Source organism: Pseudomonas sp. COW5 (assembly GCF_026240005.1).
Lineage (GTDB): Bacteria > Pseudomonadota > Gammaproteobacteria > Pseudomonadales > Pseudomonadaceae > Aquipseudomonas > Aquipseudomonas kribbensis.
The window spans coordinates 3194991-3214228 of sequence record NZ_JAPHVP010000001.1 but is presented as its reverse complement, the minus strand read 5'-3'; the positions used below and the strand labels follow the sequence as shown (position 1 = coordinate 3214228).

Below are 19238 nucleotides of genomic sequence, written 5' to 3'. Positions count from 1 at the left end.
GCAGCGTGCACAAGAAAGCACACCAAATAACAAATCCAAAAACGGGTGGAACACATGATTCCTTCACAGACTTCCCGCATGGCCCCGGCCATGAGCACTGCCACGGGTGGCATCGGCGACAAGATCCGCGGCGCCATGGCCGTCGGCAAGACCCGTTGGGGCATGCTGGCGCTGGTGTTTTTCGCCACCACCCTGAACTACATCGACCGCGCCGCCCTCGGCGTCATGCAGCCGATCCTCGCCAAGGAAATGAGCTGGACGGCGATGGACTACGCCAACATCAACTTCTGGTTTCAGGTCGGCTACGCCATCGGCTTCGTGCTGCAAGGACGGCTGATCGACCGGGTGGGCGTGAAACGCGTGTTCTTCTGCGCGGTGCTGCTCTGGAGCCTGGCCACCGGCGCCCACGGCCTGGCGACCTCAGCGGTGGGCTTCATGGTCTGCCGGTTCATCCTTGGTCTGACCGAAGCGGCCAACTACCCGGCCTGCGTGAAGACCACGCGCCTGTGGTTCCCGGCCGGCGAGCGTGCGGTGGCCACCGGCATCTTCAACGCCGGCACCAACGTCGGTGCGATGTTCACCCCGATGCTGCTGCCGTTGATCCTGCATGTGTGGGGCTGGCAGGCCGCGTTCCTGTGCATGTCGGCACTGGGCGGGATCTGGTTGCTGTTCTGGGGCCTGAAGTACTTCAACCCGGAAGATCACCCGAGCGTGAAACAGTCGGAGCTGGACTACATCCAGAAAGAAGTCGAACCGGAACAGGCCCGCGTACCGTTCTCGCGAATCCTGCGCATGCGCGGCACCTGGGCCTTCGCCCTCGCCTACTCGCTGACCGCGCCGGTATTCTGGTTCTACCTGTACTGGCTGCCGCCGTTTCTCAATCAGCAATACAACCTGGGCATCAACGTTACCCAGATGGGCATTCCGCTGATCATCATTTACGTCACCGCCGACTTCGGCAGCGTGGGCGGCGGGATTCTGTCTTCGTTCCTGATCGGTCGCGGCATGAACTCGATCAAGGCACGACTGCTGTCGATGTTCCTGTTCGCCTGCTGCATCATCGGCGTGGTCATGGCCGCCGGTTCCGCCAACCTGTGGATCGCAGTGGCCGCCATCTCCCTGGCCATCGGCGCGCACCAGGCCTGGACCGCCAACATCTGGAGCCTGGTGATGGACTACACGCCCAAGCACATGATGAGCACGGTGTTCGGTTTCGGCGGCATGTGCGCGGCGATCGGCGGGATGTTCATGACCCAGATCGTCGGCCACATCCTCACCGTCACCAACAACAACTACACCGTGTTGTTCACCCTGATCCCGGCGATGTACTTCATCGCGCTGACCTGGATGTACTTCATGGCCCCGCGCAAGATTCCTACCGTCACTGAGTAATCTCTCTGCAAGACCCACCGTGGGAGCCAGCCTGCTGGCGATAGCGCACTGACATCCAACATTGATGTCGACTGAAACACCGCCATCGCGAGCAGGCTCGCTCCCACAGTATTTTTACCTGTCCCTCATCTACGGCTCTGCTGCCACGCCGCCGCCAGCCCGCTGCAACAGATCACCGCGATCCCGATCACCGTCATCAGGGTCGGCGTGTGCGCAAACAGCAGCCACCCCAGCAACCCCGCAAACACGATCTGGCAATAGCCGAACGGCGCCAGCAATGCCGGCGCGGCATGCCGGAATGCCTGGGTCAGAAACAGATGCGCGGTCATCCCGCATGTGCCCAGCGCCAGCATCAAGAAAGCGTGGCCAAGACTCGGCACCTGCCAGAAGAACGGCACCAACGCACTCATCACCAGCGTGTTGCACAACCCGGCGAAAAAGTTGCTGGTGGTCGGGCTGTCCACCTCGCTGAGCTTGCGGGTCAGCAACTGATAGAAGCAGAAAAACAGCGCCGAGCAGAACGGCAACAGAATCGCCGGGGTAAACAATTCGCCACCGGGATGGACGATGATCAGCACGCCGATGAAGCCGCAGATCACCGCGATCCACTGCCCTCCCGTCACCCGCTCCTTGAGCAGCGGCACCGACAGCGCCGTCACCAGCACCGGCGCAAGAAAGTTGACCGACGTGGCCTCCGCCAGCGGGATGTACAAAAGCGCCGTGGTGAAAAACAGGCTGGTGCCCAGCAAGCACAACGCCCGCGCCAACTGCCACAACGGGCGCTTGGTGCGCAGCACGCGCAACCCGGACTGCGGCAGGAAAATCCCCGCCATCAGCAGCGTGTGCACCAGATACCGCGCCCACACCACCATGACGATCGGATAAAAACCCGAGAGGTATTTCGACAGCGCATCGTGGCTGGAGAACAGGAACGTCGCCACGACAATCAGCAAGATCCCCTTGAAGGGTTGGTTGACGCCGGAAAGCGGTGTGCTGACAGTCATTGGCGATCTCTGGAAATCAAAATGAGGAAAGAGCCTCCAGCGATAATTTAGAACCGGGTTCCAAATTCTCACACCCTTGAAGCAGAATACTGTGCGATCAACGCACAGCTTTACAGACAACCCGATCCCGTCTGCCGTTTCGCGGCTAGACGAACAGCTCCGACGCCTGGCTCGCCACCGACAACTCCTCGGTAAACTTCAACAACAGCGGCGCCAGCTCATGCAACCTCGCCCCCGGCAGCCGCGCACTCGGCCCGGCAATGCTCAACACACCGATCACCCGGCCATCCGCCGGATGCCGCACCACGGCAGCAATGGCCGATGTGCCCACCGCCGAGCTTTCTTCGACACAGGCGTAACCCTGTTCCCGCGCCACGCGCAGATGTTCGAGCAGTTCAATGTTGGTTCGCGGTGCATTCGGCCCGATATCCGCCGGCATTTCGGCAGCCTGACGTTCAACCAGCGACAGGGCCTCGGCATCACTCATGCTCGCCAGCCACGCATGGCCAGAGGCCGTATAGAACAGTGGCGCATCGCGGCCCATGTCCGGGTCGTAACGCAAACCGCTGCGCGCGCCCTGTGACTTGGCAATCCAGGTCTGGCGCTCGCCGTCGGTGACGCCCAGCCGCACCAGTTCGCCGGTTTCCTGCGCCAGTCGATCAAGCACCGGCTGCACGATATCGGCACCGCTGCTCGACAGATAACGAAAACCCATCGCCACCAATTTGGTCGACAAGTGATAACGCAGGGTTTCCGGGTTCTGCCGCACATAGCCCAACCGGGACAATTCGGCGAGCAAGCGGTGGGTCGCACTTTTCGGAATGTCGATTTGTTCCGCTAGGGTTTGCAGCGGCAGTCCGCGCGGCTCGTGGGTAAGGCTTTCGAGTACGCTGAAAACCCGTTCGATCTGACTGCCGGCCATGGTGCGATCCCAGTGAAATTTGGCCGATTCTAAAATACATATCACTGATTGCGAAATCTGGAACCGAGCGCTCGATAATCGCCCCCTTTCTCGGCTGACGAGTTGCTGATGCAGGTCGGCGTTGTTTAGTTTTCGGAATCCCATTCTGAAACCCATCAATGCAGGAAGCGCCGACCATGCAGCACATCGTCAACCAACACGGACTGAACCTGCCCAAACTCGGCCTCGGCACCTGGCCAATGCTCGGCGACGAATGCACCCGCACCGTGGAGCAGGCGCTGGAACTTGGTTACCGACATATCGACACGGCAGCGGCCTACAACAACGAAGACGCCGTCGGACAGGCACTGGCGAATACACCGACACCCCGCGAGCAGATCCACGTCACCACCAAGGTCTGGTGGGACCAGTTGCAACCGGATGCCATGCGTCACTCGCTGGAGCGCAGCCTCCAGGCCTTGCGCAGCGAGTACGTCGACCTGTTCATGATCCATTGGCCAACCACCGACTGGGACTTGCCGCGCACCCTCGAGACCCTCGCCTCGTTCAAGGAGCAAGGCCTGGCTCGCAACATCGGCGTGGCGAATTTTCCGCTGCCGTTGCTGCGCAAAGTCGTCGAGGACTATGGCATTCCTCTGTCAGCGATTCAGGTCGAATACCACGTCCTGCTCGGACAAAACGCCTTGCTCGACTACGCCCGCCAACACGACCTGGCGCTGACGGCCTACACGCCGCTGGCACGCAACAAGGTCTCGGAGATTGCGCAGATTCAACAGATCGCCGAAAAATACGGCGTGCTGCCGACTCAGGTCGCGTTGAAGTGGTTGCTGGATCAGGACAATGTCGCAGCGATTCCCAAGGCCAGTAGCAAGACCAATCAACTGGCCAACCTCGCGTCACTGAATGTGGAACTGGACGATGACGACCGCGCACTGATTGCCGCGTTGTCCAAACGCGAGCGTCAGGTCAGCCCGGACTTCGCGCCGGTGTGGGACGCCTTCGACCGCTGACCCGCCGAAAGAAATCCGCCGACGGATTGAATTCCCGGCGCTCATACTCGTCAATAACAGGCCCGATCTCGTCCCCCGAGGTCGGGCCTGTTTGCCTGTGTACGAATGGACGGACGACCGGACTGGCGCCACACTCACACACCAGCAACACTCATCACCACGATCAGACAGAGGATTCCCACATGCTATGGAGAAAAGGTCGACGCAGTGACAACGTCGTCGATGCCCGTGGCGATGACATGGGCGGTGGAGGCGGCATGCGTTTCGGTGGCGGCAAGGGCCTGAGCCTCGGCGCGATTCTGCTGATCGTCGGCATTGGCTGGATCACCGGGCAGGACCCGTTGCAGATCCTCGGCCAGCTCACCGGGCAGATGACCGAGCAATCGGCCCCTACTTCGCAAACCCGTCAGGCACCGCCGGCCAACGATGAACAGGCCGAATTCGTGCGCTCGATCCTCGGCGACACCGAAGACACCTGGGGCGCGATATTCCAGCAGGCCGGCCGTCAATATAAGGACCCGACCCTGGTGCTGTTCAGCAACCGGGTCAACTCGGCCTGCGGCATGGCCACCTCGGCCACCGGCCCGTTCTATTGCCCGGCAGACCAGAAGGTCTATCTGGACATGGCGTTCTTCCAGGAAATGGCCCAACGCTTCAAGGCCGCCGGTGATTTCGCCCAGGCCTACGTGATCGCTCACGAAGTCGGACACCATGTGCAGACGCTTCTCGGTGTCTCGGCGAAAATTCAGGCGGCCCGCCAGCAAGGTCGGCAGATGCAAGGTGATGGCGGTCTGCTGGTGCGTCAGGAACTGCAAGCCGATTGCCTGGCCGGCGTCTGGGCCTACCATGCGCAGAAACGCCTGAACTGGCTGGAGCCGGGCGACATCGAAGAAGCCTTGAACGCGGCGAACGCCATCGGTGATGATCGCCTGCAACAACAGGGTCAGGGCCGTGTGGTGCCGGACTCGTTCACCCACGGTACGTCGGCGCAAAGGGTGCGCTGGTTCAAAACCGGATTCGCCCAGGGCCAGGTCGGCCAGTGCGATACCTTTGCGGCGAAAAACCTGTAAATGCATAAATGGCTGTTGGCTTTACTGTTCATCGTTGGCACCGCACAAGCGGCCGGCGTCGACGCGATCAGTCCCGGACGCCTGCAATTGCAGGCCGGCGAAATGGCGGTGGGCATCGGCCCGGCGCCGGCGAAAATCGAGCGGGTGCTGATCGTCATTCATGGCAAGCTGCGTAACGCCGAGACCTATCGCAAGAGTGGCGAGAGCGCCGCCGAACTGGCCGGGCAAACCGCCAATACCCTGGTGATCGCCCCGCAGTTTCTCAACGAAAGCGATGTCGCCCTCTATTCGTTGCCCGCCAGCGTTTTGCGCTGGAAGGGCAATGAATGGATGGGCGGCGGGTTATCCACAGGGCCGAACGCGCTCAGTTCCTACGCCGCCCTCGACGAAATCATTGGCCGACTGAGTGATCGCAAGCAGTTTCCGGACGTGAAGCAGATCGTGATCTTCGGCCACTCCGGCGGCGGTCAGGTGGTACAGCGCTATGCCCTGCTCGCCCGCGAACAACCGGCGCTCAAGGCTGAAGGCATTCGCTTGCGCTACGTGGTGGCCAACCCGTCGTCCTACGCCTACTTCAATGAACAACGGCCGGTGGCGTTCGATCATGCGCAGTGCCCGGGTTTCAACCGCTGGAAGTACGGTCTGGTGGATCCGCCGATTTACTCCGGTGGGCAAACGCCCGCGCAGCTTGAAGGCAGTTACGTCAAACGCGAGGTGATTTATCTGCTCGGCCAGCAGGACACCGACCCGCAGCACCCGGCCCTGGACAAGAGCTGCGCCGCCGAAGCGCAAGGCGCCTATCGCCTGATGCGCGGAAAAATGTTCTTCAGCTATCTGCTGCGTCGGCACCCGGAAGGGGTTAATCAGCGGCTAGTGGAAGTGCCCGGTGTCGGGCATAACGGCGATGGCATGCTGACCTCGCCGGAAGGCCAGAAAGCAATCTTCGACCAATAAAAAACGGGGGCCAAAGCCCCCGTTTTTTTTCAAGCGAACAACATCCGCCGCAACTCCACACAATCCTTCGCATGCCAGTCGGTCAGCTCCGGCCAGGGATTATCCGGCAGGTTCACCAGCACCGTGTGCGCCCCGGCGGCCCGACCGCAATCGAGGTCGAAGCGGTAATCGCCGACCATCACCATCTCGCTCGCCGGCACATGCCAGGCATCCGCCAGTTTCAGCAGGCCACCAGGATGCGGTTTCGGCGGTGCTTCATCGCGTCCCAACACATCCGCCACCGCAAAGCAGTCCGCCAAGCCGATGGCTTCCAGGGTGACATGGGCCAGCTCCCGCGCATTGCGGGTCAGGATGCCGAGCCGATAACCCCGCGCGTGCAGCTCGCGCACCAGCTCCACCGCACCGACTGCCGGGGTCGAGCCAAGCGCCAGATCGCGCTCATGCTCCAGCAGCCACGCATGTTTCGCCGCCGCCTCTTCGGCGGGCAGCGCCGCGAGGTGCGTGAGGATGTCGTCCTCCGGCGGGATCGCCAGCGCCACGCGAATCGCCGCGAAATCATGCACGGCGACGGTCAGGGTGCCGTCCATGTCGAACACCCAGTGCCGCACCTCCGCCAGACTCATGCCCAGTCCTTGCGATGACGGATCAGGCCTTCCTGAGTCACCGAGGCCACCAGTTGACCGGCGCGGTTGAACACGCTGCCACGGGAAAATCCGCGAGAGTTGCCGGCCCACGGACTGTCCATGGCGTAGAGCAACCAGTCATCGGCGCGCAGGTCGTTGTGGAACCACAAGGCGTGGTCGAGGCTGGCGACCTGCATGTCTTTCTGCCAGACCGATTTGCCGTGGGGCAGCATCGAAGTGGTCAGCAGACCGAAGTCCGAGGCGTAGGCCAGCAGGTATTTGTGCAGCGCCGGAATATCGGCCAACGCACCGTCGGCACGGAACCACACGTACTTGACCGGATCCGCCGGTTGCGGGTTGTAAGGGTCTTTTTCAGTGACCGGGCGCACTTCGATCGGTTTCGGGCACAGCAGCTTTTCGCGCATGTGTTCCGGGATCAGGTGCGCGCGTTGCTGGGTCAGTTCCAGCTCCGACGGCAGGTTTTCCGGGCCGACCACTTGCGGCATCTGGCTCTGGTGTTCGAAGCCTTCTTCGTCGTACTGGAACGAAGCGCTGCAGGTGAAAATCGGGTGGCCCTTCTGGATGGCGGTCACGCGGCGGGTGCTGAAGCTGCCGCCGTCACGTACGCGGTCAACCGAGTAAACCACCGGCAACTTGGCATCGCCCGGGCGCAGGAAATAACCGTGCATCGAATGCACATGACGCGTCTCTTCAACGGTCTGACTGGCCGCCGACAGCGACTGGCCAAGCACCTGGCCGCCGAACAACTGGCGAAAGCCCAGATCCTGACTGCGACCACGGAACAGGTTTTCCTCGATCGGTTCGAGGGTCAGCAGATCCACCAGATCTTCCAACACTTGGCTCATTCAGACTCTCCTCACACAACGCTATGCCGCGCAGTCTTGGCTGCGGCGGCCAATTCAGGTTCTGGCGCGAGCCATGATCGCGCCATTGTAAACGTCCGTGTCGGCTTAGCCATGCAGGGTCTGCAGCCATTGCTCCCTGGTGATTCGGTACAACAGATGTCGACGCAACGGGTGATCGACAGCCAGTTTCGGGTGATCGAAATCATGGGCCGGGTCGTGATGCATGCCGATGGCCTGCATTACTTTTTCCGACGGCAGATTGCTCTGCGCCGTGAAGGACACAATCTCCTTCAGGGCCAACCGGTCAAAGCCGCAACGCAGCGCGGTCCACGCCGCCTCGCTGGCATATCCCAGGCCCCAGTGTTCCTTCGCCAGACGCCAGCCGATTTCCACCGCCGGGGTAAACGGCGCCTCGAAACCGACCACGCCAAGCCCGGTAAAACCGATGAATTCGCCGGTGTCCTTGCGCTCCAGCGCCCACAGGCCGAAGCCGTGTTCGGCGAAATGGCCACGCACACGGCCGATCATTGCGGCACTTTCCAGCCGGCTCAACAGCCCGGGAAAATAGCGCATCACCTGCGGATCGGCGCACATCGCCGCAAATGCCGGCAAATCCGCGTCCTGCCACTGACGCATCAGCAGTCGCGCGCTTTCCAGCTGCAGTATCGGCTCCATCGTGCCCCTCCGTTTCCATGCCGCCAGTCTACATCGCTGGTAGGCTTTGCACTCTTTCCTACAGCCTTTATGAATAGTCCGCCATGCCATTGCCGTTGATCTACCACGAAGACTACAGCCCCGAGTTTCCGGCGGATCACCGCTTTCCCATGGACAAGTTCCGCCTGCTGCGCGATCACCTGGTGGACAGCGGCCTGACCCGCGACGAAGACCTGCTGCGCCCTGAACTGTGCCCTGCCGACATCCTCGCCCTGGCCCATGACCGCGGTTATATCGAACGCTACATGAGCGGCGAACTGTCCCGCGAAGACCAGCGGCGCCTCGGTCTGCCGTGGAACGAAGCGCTGGCACGACGCACGGTGCGGGCCGTCGGCGGTTCGATTCTGGCAGCGGAGAAAGCGCTGGAACATGGTCTGGCCTGTCACCTCGCCGGTGGCACTCATCACGCCCACTACGACTATCCCGCCGGGTTCTGCATCTTCAATGACCTGGCGATCATCAGTCACTACCTGCTGCAAAGCGGCCGGGTGAACCGGGTGCTGATCTTCGATTGCGATGTGCATCAGGGCGACGGGACTGCACGGATTCTGCACAACACCCCGGAAGCGATCACCGTTTCCCTGCACTGCGAAAAGAACTTTCCTGCACGCAAGGCCGAAAGCGATTGGGACATTCCGCTGCCCAACGGCATGGGCGATGCCGATTACCTGAAAGTCGTCGACGATGCGCTCAACTACCTGCTGCCGCTGTATCAGCCGGATCTGGTGCTGTACGACGCCGGCGTCGATGTGCACAAGGACGACGCCCTCGGTTATCTGCAACTGACCGACGAAGGCGTTGCCGCCCGCGACGAAAGCGTGATGCGCCACTGCCTGAGCCGCGATATTCCGGTGGTCGGCGTGATCGGCGGTGGCTACAGCAAGGATCGCCAGGCCCTCGCCCGCCGCCACGGCATCTTGCATCACAGTGCGCAGCGCGTCTGGCAGTCATCCGGTTGTCATTGAGTTGTGCTGCGTTACCCACAATGGCTGTGGAACGGCCTGTGGATAACCTGAGCGAAAGGGACTACAGCCCACGCTGAACATGGCCTGCAGCGCACTGGTTGTTTTTTGATCAGCGATTTGATCCACCGCAAGCCTCTGTGGGAGCGAGCCTGCTCGCGATGAGGCCGTCTCATCCGGAATCGATGGCGACTGATCCGCCGCATCGCGAGCAGGCTCGCTCCCACAAGGGATTTGCGCTGTTAGAATGCGCGCCATATTTCGTCAGACCGCAGCGCACGCCATGACCCAGATTCACGCCACCTCTCCCGCTCACGTCGCCATCATCGGCGGTGGCCCCGCCGGCCTGATGGCCGCCGAAGTGCTGAGCCAGGCCGGAGTTCGCGTCGATCTGTACGACGGCATGCCCTCGGTGGGTCGCAAGTTCCTGCTGGCCGGGGTCGGCGGCATGAACATCACTCACTCCGAAGCCTACCCGGCGTTCCTCTCGCGCTACGCCGAGCGCGCCCCGAACATCGCCCCGCTGCTGCGCGCATTCGACGCCGACGCACTGTGCCGGTGGATTCACGAGCTGGGCATCGAAACCTTCATCGGCAGCTCCGGCCGGGTGTTCCCCACCGACATGAAAGCCGCGCCCCTGCTACGCGCCTGGCTCAAGCGCCTGCGCGACAGCGGCGTGGTTATCCACACCCGCCACCGCTGGCTTGGCTGGGATGAAAACGGCGCGTTGCGCATCGACAGCCCGGAAGGCGAGAAAACCCTGAGTCCCGACGCCACCCTGCTCGCCCTCGGTGGCGGCAGTTGGTCGCGGCTTGGTTCAGACGGCGCGTGGATGCTGCCATTGGAGCAACGCGGCGTAGGACTGGCGCCGTTGCAGCCGAGCAATTGCGGCTTCGAGGTGCAGGCCTGGAGCGAATTGCTGGTCAGCAAATTCGCCGGCGCGCCGCTGAAAAATATCGCCATCGGTTTGAACGACGATGTTCCACGTCTGGGCGAATGCGTGATCACCGCGACCGGGATCGAGGGCAGTCTGATTTATGCGCTTTCAGCGCCGATTCGCGAGGCGATCAATGTGCACGGTGCCGCGACCATTCACATCGACCTGCTGCCCGGCCGACCTGTGGATAAATTGCAGGCGGCGTTGAGCAAACCACGAGGTTCGCGCTCAATGGCCAAGCATCTGCACAGTCAGGTCGGGATTGATGGGGTGAAAGCGGCGTTGCTGCGTGAACTCACTGATGCCGCGACCTTTGCCGATCCCGCGCTGCTGGCCCGTGCGATCAAGGCCTTGCCGCTGACGCTGGTGAAAACCCGACCGCTGGATGAAGCGATCAGCAGTGCTGGGGGCGTGACATTTGAGGCGATGGATGAGCGATTGATGCTCAAGGCGTTGCCGGGGGTGTTCTGTGCGGGGGAAATGCTGGATTGGGAAGCGCCGACCGGGGGGTATCTGCTGACGGCGTGTTTTGCCAGTGGCCGGGCGGCGGGGTTGGGGATGCTGGACTGGTTACGACGCGAGATTTGAGTTGTCCCCTTCACCCTCACCCCCGCCCTCTCCCGGAGGGAGAGGGAGCCGACCGAGGTGTCTGGCGTCATACATCGACCTGAAAGACCGAGTCGATTATGGATTCATCGATCAGGTGCTTTTCATAGCCTGAGTTCGACTCGGTATTGCAGGTCGGCGTAACTCGCCAAAACAACCCCGTCAGTCCCCTCTCCCTCCGGGAGAGGGTTAGGGTGAGGGGGCTTTTGATCTTTAAGGCAATCTTTAAGGCTTACGCTTGCGCGGCCCGGTATTGAACACCGGCACCTTCCGCACAGGCTTGATCGCCACTTCCGGCGCCGGGGTATCCCCGCTGTCCACCCACTTGCCCAGATTGCGCTTGCCACCGCCGCCACCGGAAACTTTCGGCTTCTTCGGTTTCTTCGGCTTCTTGATCACCTGCCCACTGGCATCGGTATCCGGCACGCGGTGCTCCGGTACGAAGTCCGGTTCGATCTCGCGCTTCAACGTGCTGCGGGTCAGCATTTCAATCGCCGACAACATGTTCACTTCATCGGCGCACACCAGCGAAATCGCCTCACCGGTCGAACCGGCGCGGCCCGTCCGGCCGATACGGTGAATGTAATCCTCGGCGACGATCGGCAGATCGAAGTTGACCACCAGCGGCAGGTCTTCGATATCCAGACCACGGGCAGCAACATCGGTCGCCACCAGAATCTGCACTTCGCTCAGCTTGAAACGGTCCAACGCTCGCTGACGAGTCGCTTGCGGCTTGTCGCCGTGAATGCCGTCGGCGTTCACGCCCAGGCCCTGGAGTTTCTCGACCAGCGCGTCCACACCATTACGGGTCTTGGCGAACACCAGCACCTGCTTCCACTTGTTCTTGCGCATCAGGTGCACGAACAATTCCGGCTTGCGCTTTTTGTCCACCGTCACCACCCATTGCTTGACGGTGTTGGCGGCCACGTTGCGCGGGCTGACTTCGATGCTCTGCGGATCGTTGAGCATCTGCCCGGCCAGCAGGCGGATGTCATCGGAGAAGGTTGCGGAGAACAGCAGTGTCTGACGTTTCTTCGGCAGCGCACGGTAAATGTTCGCCAGCTCCTCGGAAAAGCCCAGGTCGAGCATACGGTCGGCTTCGTCCAGCACCAGGGTTTGCAGCTGATTGAACTTCAGCGCGTTCTGGCGGAACAGGTCGAGCAGACGGCCCGGAGTGGCGACCAACAGATCGACGCCGCCGCGCAGCTTCATCATCTGCGGGTTGATGCTGACGCCGCCGTACACCGCGTAAGTGCGCAGCGGCAGGTTTTCAGCGTACTGGCGCACGGCTTCGTGGACTTGTTCGGCCAGCTCGCGGGTCGGCACCAGAATCAGCGCACGCACCGAGTTGGCGGTGACTTTCGGCCCTTCCATCGCCAGCAGTTGCAGCAGCGGCAAGGCAAAACCGGCGGTCTTGCCGGTGCCGGTCTGGGCCGCAGCCATCAGGTCGCGACCGGCCAGCACGGCCGGAATGGCCTGCGCCTGCACCGGCGTCGGGGTCTGGTAGCCGAGCTTCTCGAGGGAGCGCAGCAAGGGTTCGATCAGGCCAAGGGTGGCGAAAGTCATGGGAGTACCGTAGGAAAAAATCAGAGCACGTGTGCGATGGCGCGCAGTTTACCCTAATTCGCACGCTGCTCCGTCGCTATGGCAGCCGGCTCGCTGACCACTGGTGGCTGCGCCGGGCGCCGCCATTGAGGCAGACCGATCAGCACCACCGCGCCGATGATCACCAGCATCGCCAACGCCTCTTCGACCCCGATGGTCTCGCCCACAAACACGATCCCCAGCAACACCGCCACCGCCGGGTTCACATAGGCATAGCTGGTGGCCGCAGCCGGGCGAACGTTTTTCAACAGATACATGTAGGCGTTGAAAGCGATGATCGAGCCGAAGAAGATCAGGTACGCCAGCGCCAACCAGCCTTCCAGCGGCGGCATGGCTTGCAGGTGTTCACCGCTCGCCGCGCTGCCGATCAGCAGCACCACGCCGCCCACCAGCATTTCCACGGCACTGGCCATCGCGCCCTGAGGCAACGGCAGATGTTTGCTCCACACCGAACCAAACGCCCAGCTCGCCGCCGCGAAAATCAGCAACGCCGCGCCCAACGGGCTCGATTGCAGGTTGGAGCCCATGTTGAGCATCGCGATGCCGATAATCCCCATCGCCACCCCGGCCCATTCCAGACGGGTGTTGCGCGCGCCCCAGAAATAACCGCAGAGCAAAGTGAACAGCGGCACCGTCGCCACTGCCAACGCGGCAACACCCGACGCCACGCCGCTGTGCTCGGCCAGCGTCACCGCGCCGTTACCGAAACTGAGCAACAGAATCCCGATGATCCCCGCCGCTTTCCACTGCGCCCAGGTCGGCGCCGGTGCCCCGCGCCAGCGCAGAAACGCATACATCAGGCTGCCGGCAATCACGAAGCGCACACCGCCGAGCATCAGCGGCGGCCAGTATTCGACGCCGATGCGGATCACCAGGTAGGTCGATCCCCAAATCACGTACAACGCAAAAAACGCGGCGATCAGCGGCAAGGAAAAACGGCGCACGGCAGACATGAGACGACTCGACATCAAGGCAGGGAGACTGGTTATTCTAGAAAGGCCAACCGCTAAAAATAAGTTACAAAACCTGTTTATAGCGCCGGTACACTTTCGAAAACACGGAGATCGACGGCCGAAGCCGTGATTTCGAAAGTCTGGCATTTTCAGGAGTCCGACCTTGGACAAATACGACCGCATGCTGCTCGGCGCCCTGCTCGAAAACGGTCGCGCGTCCTACGCCGACCTCGCCCGCAAAGTGAACCTCTCCGCCCCCGCCGTCGCCGAGCGCGTGGCCAAACTTGAGGCGGCCGGAGTCATCACCGGGTATCAGGCGAACATCGACCTGTCGAAAATCGGCTTGCCGATCCAGTGCGTGATCGAATTGCGCCTCCACCAGAACGGCAGCCAAAAGGTCTACGACGAACTGGTGAAAATTCCGCAACTGACCGAGTGCTTTCGAGTGACGGGCGATCCGTGCGTGATCATGAAGGCCGCGGTGGGTTCGATGCCGGAGCTGGAGGATTTGATCAACCAGGTGGCGAAATTCGGGTTCAGCAAGACGTCGATCGTGTTGTCGAGTGCGATAGAGAAGCGGGTGCCGCTTGGTCATATCGAAGGGAACGGAAAGTAACCTTCCCGTACCGCTCGTCCCCACGCTTTGCGTGGGAACGATCATGGCGAGGGTTCATCAGCCGTAGCTGTAGCCTTCTTGGCTCAAGAGGCTTGGCATGTCCCGCAGGCGAATCCACGGCTCATTGCGCCAATGCAACAGCTTCAAGGTCTGCCCCGCACATAGCATCAACTGCAGATGTGGGCGCGGACTGAAAGAAGACAACACATCCTCGTGCAGTAACGGCACTACCTCATGAGTCAGCCAACGGCGTAGATGACGGTTTTCCGGAGAGTAGTGATAAACCAGCATTGCATAGACACCTGACTCGCTGAGCATCAGGGTTTCCTGAGTGTCATCAGGTCCCGAGAGGCAAATCGTACGTCGCTGATCCGTATCAAGCTTGAGCACCTGCCGGTCATTGATTTCCAACCCCATGAGACGACCAATACCTCGGGCGCAGAACCAGGCTTCGCCATGTACCAGAGCGGCTTGCAGCTGGATGTGATGGCGGATGAAGGTTTGGGGTTTTACGAGTGACTCACGGCTGAATGACGAGCCGGCGTTTTTTGGAGCGTTGGGAATTACTTTGATCATGGCAAATCACCTAACGAAAGTTGGAGCCGCCAGCATCACTTGCAGATGATGGGTGGCGGCTGTGCACGGGTCTGCAAGACCGAGTCGTTAGGCAACCTCGGCAGACCCGAGGGTCTCCCGCACACAGCCACCATAAAATCGTTGGTCGCCAAAAGAGCGACGCGATTATAGGTGCACCGGTCAGTGCCTAACAAACTATCGGCGGGCTTGCAGTCCCGGTCGCTGAGTTTTCAGCGACGGACCAAGGTTAGCGAGGGAGGCAGGGGGGGCTCAAGACGGATAATCCTTAACTTTTGGTAGGAGTCTTCGCCAATCTAAAAACGCAATTAAACAAACCTGAAAATCTACGGAGACAACAATGCCTTCGCTTTGTGGGAGCAGGCTTGCTCCAGCGCTCATCGGGTCAGCGATAGCGCTGCAAGTGCTCGCCGACCTTGGCGGCCGGGACTTTCTGCAGTTTGCATAGCAGGTCGTGCGATAGCTCCCGCACCCCATGCTTGTGCCGCAATTCATCCGCGAGATGCGCCAACAGGTTCGCCGCCATCTCCGCATCCGCCATCGCCCTGTGCGCCTGGCCGGTGTGCGGCAATTGGGCAAACGTGGTGAGCGTGCCGAGCTTGTGGTTCGGCGCCGCCGGCATCAGGCGGCGGGCCAGCAGTAGCGAGCAGGCGAAGTTCTGCAGGCGGGTGCGTTTGATCCGGCCCAGTTCGAAGTCCCAGAACTTCTGGTCGAACGCGGCGTTGTGCGCCAGCAGGGGCGTGCAGCCGACGAATTCGTTGACTTCGTTCATCACCTGCTCGGCCGACGGCGCGGTGCGCAGCATGGCGTTGCTGATGCCGGTGAGTTGTTCGATGAAGGCCGGAACGCGTACGCCGGCATTCATCAGGCTCTGGTAACGCTCGACGATGCGGCCGTTTTCCAGCATGACCACGGCGATTTCCGTGGCCCGGCAGCTGCTGCTCGGCGAGATGCCGGTGGTTTCAAAGTCGATGACTGCAATGCGTTCCAAACCGGGTTCAACTCCGTTCAAATCAATTCTTGAGCAACGCTCAGTTTTTCAACAGCAGTGCGCCTTCGATCGGCACATAACGGCTGGCGGCGCGGATCAGCGAATTGGCGGTCAGGCCGGGAACGCCATAGGCCACCGCTTGCACGCCGTGTTTGTTGATGATGCGTTCGAGCAGCATGTCGAAATCGCCGTCACCGGAAGCCAGGACGATTTCGTCGACGTGGTCGGCGGCGTCCATGATGTCGAGGGTGATGCCCACGTCCCAGTCGCCCTTGGCCGAGCCGTCGCTGCGCTGGATGTAGGGTTTGAGTTTCACGGTGAAACCGAGGTTGCGCAGGATCTGCTGGAACTGCTGCTGTTTGCTGTCGCCCCGGTCGATCGCATAGGCGTAGGCCTCGACGATCTGCCCGTGCTGGCTGACATCCGCCCACAGCGCCGCGTAGTTGAAGTGGCAACCGTAGGCCTGGCGGACGGTGTAGTAGAGGTTCTGCACATCGGCGAACACTGCGATTTTTTTCACCGGAGTTCCTGTGAGCGCTGACGCGCATGAGCCGGATCAGGCACCAGGCCCGAAAAAGGCGCCCAGTATGCCAGCCCGAAGGAAGGTTCCGCGAATAATCGGCCCGGGGCGCTCAGGCGCCCCGGACGAATGGTGAATCAGACGAAGGAATCGTCGTCATCGAAGAACGATGAGTTGTCATCGCTGTAGTCGGTGTCGCTGAAGCCACCCTGGTTGTTGCCCCAGGAATCGTTGTTAGCCATGCGCTGGTCATCGCCCCAACCGTTATTACCCTGATCGTTGACCTGGGCCGGCTCTTCCTTGATCACCTCGACGATTTCCTGCGGCTGCTGGTTTTGATGGAACAGGCTGCTGATGCCTTGTGCCAGCATCACGCCACCGGCCACACCGGCGGCGGTTTTCAGGGCGCCGCCGAGGAAGCTGCTGCCGGCCGCCGGGGCCGCTTGCTGCTGGCCATAACCCGGTGGTGGCGCGCCGAAGTTCTGTTGTGGCGCGGGAGCACCGAAGTTCTGCTGCGGAGCCGGTTCACGCCAGCCGCCGGTGGACGCCGGGGCGCTCTGGGTCGGGGCCGGACGCGGGCTGCTGCCACCGAAGATGCTCGACAGGAAACCGCCGCCACTCGACGCCGGGGCTGCGCTTTGCGCCTTGGCCGATTGCAGTTCGGCCTGCAGTTGCTGGACCTGTTGAGTCAGTTGTTTGTTCTGTTCGTCGAGGCTCTTGATCGCGGCCTCCTGCACCAGAATCGCCTGGGTCATGAAATAGCCTGCGGCCGGCTGGCGCGTCAGGTGTTCCTTGATCCGCGCTTCAGCCAGGGCGTCACGCGGGGCTGCCTCCGTTTCGGCCTGTTGCAGCCGGGAAAACAGTCCATCGATCAGGGTTTGCTCTTCGCTGTTCATGGCGACCTCGTAGATTGCCGGGGATAACGTTGCCCTCGTCCACAGTGGAGGAGGCGCACCTACGTAATGGAGGCAGCGACAGAATGTTTCAATGGTCTTTACCGAACGTTTACGTTTGCGCCCCGCAGCACATCATCGGTTAAAGTGAGCCACTGTTTTTGACCTGCGATACCGACTGATGAATGCCTTCGATGTGCTGCGTGACTCGCTGTATTTCTTTAAACGCAATCTGGCGCGGATCGTCCAGCTGTGCCTGCCGCTGGTGATCTTCGAAGCCGCGTTGCAACAGGTGGTGGATCACACAAGCGACCCGGACGGTTATTCGGCCATCAGCGTGATCGTCGGCCTGCTGGTCTATCCGCTGTACACCGCCGCGCTGATCCTGTTTCTCGACGCCCGCACCCGTGGCGAATCCCCGCAAACCCTCGACTTGCTGGCGATGGCGGCGCGCCTGTGGCCACGCTTTGCCGTGCTCACCGCGCTGAACACGTTGTTGATTCTGCTCGGTCTGTCCCTGTATTTCCTGCCAGGCCTGTGGCTGATGGTCACCCTGGCCTTCGGTGAATACCTGCTGGTGTTGCGCGGCTACGGCCCGTTACAGGCGATGAAAGAAAGCCTGCGCCTGAGCCGTGGGCATTTCCTGCGGATTCTGGTGTGCATCCTCTGTGTGATGGGGCCGTTGTGGCTGCTCAAGGGCCTGACCCTGCAGGTCTACCCCGATCCGCAGAATCCGTTGATCGCCATTTTGATCGACAGTGGCCACAGCTTCCTGCAGCTGTTCACCAGCGTGGTGCTGTTCCGCCTGTTTATGCTGATCAGCGAATTGCCCGACAAACGTGACGGAATAGTCTGACCGCTCTGCGCTTGGGTGATGCGGGGGTCTCGTATATGCTCGGGACCACTTCCGTATCGCTATAAGCCGAGCCATGACCCGTCTACTGCGCTACATCCTGCTCTGCGTGCTGCTGGCCGTCGCCCTGATCGGCGTGATGATTTTCAGCCTGACCTGGCGCCCCGACGCCCGGGAGACCCTGCCGGTCAGTTGCAGCGGGCAACCGCCGACGCTGGTGCCCGGCCAGGCGCTGAAGGTCATGACCTGGAACGTGCAATATCTGGCCGGCAAGCGTTACGTGTTCTGGAATGACCTGGCGCAAGGCGACGACGAAGCCCCGACCCCGGAAGACATGGCCTTCAGCCTCGACGAAGTGGCGCGGGTGATCCGCGACGAGCAGCCCGATGTGGTGTTGATCCAGGAACTGGATGATGGCGCCAAGGCCAGCGACTATCAGAACCAGCTCAAGCTGTTGCAGGAACGCCTCACCGACCTCTACCCGTGCAGCGCCCATGCCTTCGACTGGAAGGCCGATTTCGTGCCTGATCCGCATATCTTCGGCAGCGTCGGCCGACAACTCGCGACCCTCAGCCGCTTCCGCATCGAACACGCCGAACGCCTGCAATTGCCGGTGCAACCGCTGAATATCATCAGCCGCCAGTTCCAGCCGAAAAACGCCCTGCTCGCCACCACCCTGCCGTTCAGCGATGGTGGGCAACTGGTGGTGTTCAACACCCATCTGGATCGTGCCGTGCAACCGGACGAAACCTTGCAGGCGCAGGTGACGGCGGTGGCCAAGGTGCTCGACAAACACGAAAGCCACGGCACGCCGTGGCTGATCGGGGGCGACTTCAACCTGTTGCCGCTCGGCCAGTACCGGCGCCTGCCGGTCGAACAGCGCACGCCCTACTCCGTGGACAGTGCGCTGCACCTGTTGTGGGACAAGTACCCGATGATCCCGACCAACAATGAAGCCAGCGGCATCGACCGCGCCAAGTGGCTGACCCACTACCCCAACGACCCCGGCCTCAACGGCCCGGACCGCACGGTCGATTACCTGTTCTACAGCCCGAAAATCAAACGGGTCGAAGCCACGGTGCGGCAGGACGATACGTTGCGCATTTCCGATCATTTGCCGGTGATTGCGAAGTTCCTACTGCCACCCAACTGA

20 protein-coding genes are annotated in these 19238 nt (G+C 61.5%); 9 read left to right on the top strand and 11 right to left on the bottom strand.

The features are described from left to right. Positions 1-54 precede the first annotated feature (54 nt). The gene (locus OQ248_RS14665) at positions 55-1392 is read left to right on the top strand and encodes an MFS transporter (RefSeq protein ID WP_114885678.1); all 1338 of its coding nucleotides are present in this window, start codon (positions 55-57) and stop codon (positions 1390-1392) included. Between the two features lie 125 nt (positions 1393-1517). On the opposite strand, the gene OQ248_RS14660 is transcribed toward OQ248_RS14665, so the two are convergent. Both OQ248_RS14660 and OQ248_RS14655 read right to left on the bottom strand, forming a co-directional pair. After that, positions 1518-2396, bottom strand: a complete 879-nt coding sequence (locus OQ248_RS14660; RefSeq protein ID WP_119430112.1) for a DMT family transporter — start codon at positions 2394-2396, stop codon at positions 1518-1520. 145 nt (positions 2397-2541) lie between these two features. Next, a complete protein-coding gene (locus OQ248_RS14655; RefSeq protein WP_265813174.1) occupies positions 2542-3318 on the bottom strand; it encodes an IclR family transcriptional regulator in 777 nt (258 codons plus the stop codon). 176 nt (positions 3319-3494) lie between these two features. Here OQ248_RS14655 and OQ248_RS14650 point away from each other — a divergent pair, with 176 nt between their 5' ends. From OQ248_RS14650 to OQ248_RS14640, 3 genes are all read left to right on the top strand, one after another. Beyond that, the gene (locus OQ248_RS14650) at positions 3495-4328 is read left to right on the top strand and encodes an aldo/keto reductase (RefSeq protein ID WP_265813173.1); all 834 of its coding nucleotides are present in this window, start codon (positions 3495-3497) and stop codon (positions 4326-4328) included. A 182-nt stretch (positions 4329-4510) separates the two neighbouring features. Then, the gene (locus OQ248_RS14645; protein ID WP_085712238.1) at positions 4511-5398 is read left to right on the top strand and encodes a neutral zinc metallopeptidase; all 888 of its coding nucleotides are present in this window, start codon (positions 4511-4513) and stop codon (positions 5396-5398) included. Then, entirely contained in the window at positions 5399-6352 is a 954-nt protein-coding gene (locus OQ248_RS14640) for an alpha/beta hydrolase (protein WP_265813172.1), read from the top strand. Positions 6353-6381: 29 nt separating this feature from the next. Here OQ248_RS14640 and OQ248_RS14635 read toward each other — a convergent pair whose 3' ends face one another. The 3 genes from OQ248_RS14635 to OQ248_RS14625 form a co-directional block, all read right to left on the bottom strand. Beyond that, a complete protein-coding gene (locus OQ248_RS14635) occupies positions 6382-6975 on the bottom strand; it encodes an HAD family hydrolase (RefSeq protein WP_265813171.1) in 594 nt (197 codons plus the stop codon). Further along, positions 6972-7841, bottom strand: coding sequence for an acyl-CoA thioesterase II (gene tesB, locus OQ248_RS14630; RefSeq protein WP_085608733.1), 870 nt, complete (start codon positions 7839-7841; stop codon positions 6972-6974). The genes OQ248_RS14635 and tesB overlap by 4 nt, the downstream gene beginning before the upstream one ends. A 105-nt stretch (positions 7842-7946) precedes the next feature. Further along, the gene (locus OQ248_RS14625) at positions 7947-8516 is read right to left on the bottom strand and encodes a GNAT family N-acetyltransferase (protein ID WP_085712242.1); all 570 of its coding nucleotides are present in this window, start codon (positions 8514-8516) and stop codon (positions 7947-7949) included. 83 nt (positions 8517-8599) lie between these two features. Here OQ248_RS14625 and OQ248_RS14620 point away from each other — a divergent pair, with 83 nt between their 5' ends. Both OQ248_RS14620 and OQ248_RS14615 read left to right on the top strand, forming a co-directional pair. Next, on the top strand, positions 8600-9520 hold the full coding sequence (locus tag OQ248_RS14620; RefSeq protein ID WP_265813170.1) for a histone deacetylase: 921 nt from the start codon (positions 8600-8602) through the stop codon (positions 9518-9520). 280 nt (positions 9521-9800) lie between these two features. Continuing rightward, complete coding sequence (locus OQ248_RS14615; protein WP_265815095.1) at positions 9801-11042, top strand: TIGR03862 family flavoprotein; 1242 nt, start codon at positions 9801-9803, stop codon at positions 11040-11042. A gap of 243 nt (positions 11043-11285) precedes the next feature. On the opposite strand, the gene OQ248_RS14610 is transcribed toward OQ248_RS14615, so the two are convergent. Next, on the bottom strand, positions 11286-12626 hold the full coding sequence (locus OQ248_RS14610) for a DEAD/DEAH box helicase (protein WP_248743687.1): 1341 nt from the start codon (positions 12624-12626) through the stop codon (positions 11286-11288). Between the two features lie 53 nt (positions 12627-12679). After that, positions 12680-13618 carry a drug/metabolite exporter YedA gene (yedA, locus tag OQ248_RS14605; RefSeq protein WP_265813169.1) on the bottom strand — a complete coding sequence of 313 codons (939 nt, stop codon included), beginning with the start codon at positions 13616-13618 and terminating at the stop codon, positions 12680-12682. A 163-nt stretch (positions 13619-13781) separates the two neighbouring features. On the opposite strand from yedA, the gene OQ248_RS14600 reads away from it, so the two are divergent. Continuing rightward, entirely contained in the window at positions 13782-14234 is a 453-nt protein-coding gene (locus OQ248_RS14600) for an Lrp/AsnC family transcriptional regulator (protein WP_265813168.1), read from the top strand. 57 nt (positions 14235-14291) lie between these two features. Here OQ248_RS14600 and OQ248_RS14595 read toward each other — a convergent pair whose 3' ends face one another. The 4 genes from OQ248_RS14595 to OQ248_RS14580 all read right to left on the bottom strand — a co-directional run bounded on the left by OQ248_RS14595 (position 14292) and on the right by OQ248_RS14580 (position 17235). Next, a complete protein-coding gene (locus OQ248_RS14595) occupies positions 14292-14810 on the bottom strand; it encodes a Bro-N domain-containing protein (RefSeq protein ID WP_265813167.1) in 519 nt (172 codons plus the stop codon). Between the two features lie 403 nt (positions 14811-15213). After that, positions 15214-15819, bottom strand: a complete 606-nt coding sequence (locus tag OQ248_RS14590; protein WP_085703127.1) for a 3'-5' exonuclease — start codon at positions 15817-15819, stop codon at positions 15214-15216. Positions 15820-15859: 40 nt separating this feature from the next. Beyond that, positions 15860-16339, bottom strand: coding sequence for an NYN domain-containing protein (locus OQ248_RS14585; protein WP_007958730.1), 480 nt, complete (start codon positions 16337-16339; stop codon positions 15860-15862). 137 nt (positions 16340-16476) lie between these two features. Beyond that, a complete protein-coding gene (locus tag OQ248_RS14580; RefSeq protein ID WP_134828196.1) occupies positions 16477-17235 on the bottom strand; it encodes a DUF2076 domain-containing protein in 759 nt (252 codons plus the stop codon). Between the two features lie 178 nt (positions 17236-17413). Between OQ248_RS14580 and OQ248_RS14575 the strand changes: the two genes are divergently transcribed. Then, on the top strand, positions 17414-18088 hold the full coding sequence (locus OQ248_RS14575) for a YciC family protein (protein ID WP_248740488.1): 675 nt from the start codon (positions 17414-17416) through the stop codon (positions 18086-18088). 73 nt (positions 18089-18161) lie between these two features. Continuing rightward, the gene (locus OQ248_RS14570) at positions 18162-19238 is read left to right on the top strand and encodes an endonuclease/exonuclease/phosphatase family protein (protein ID WP_265813166.1); all 1077 of its coding nucleotides are present in this window, start codon (positions 18162-18164) and stop codon (positions 19236-19238) included.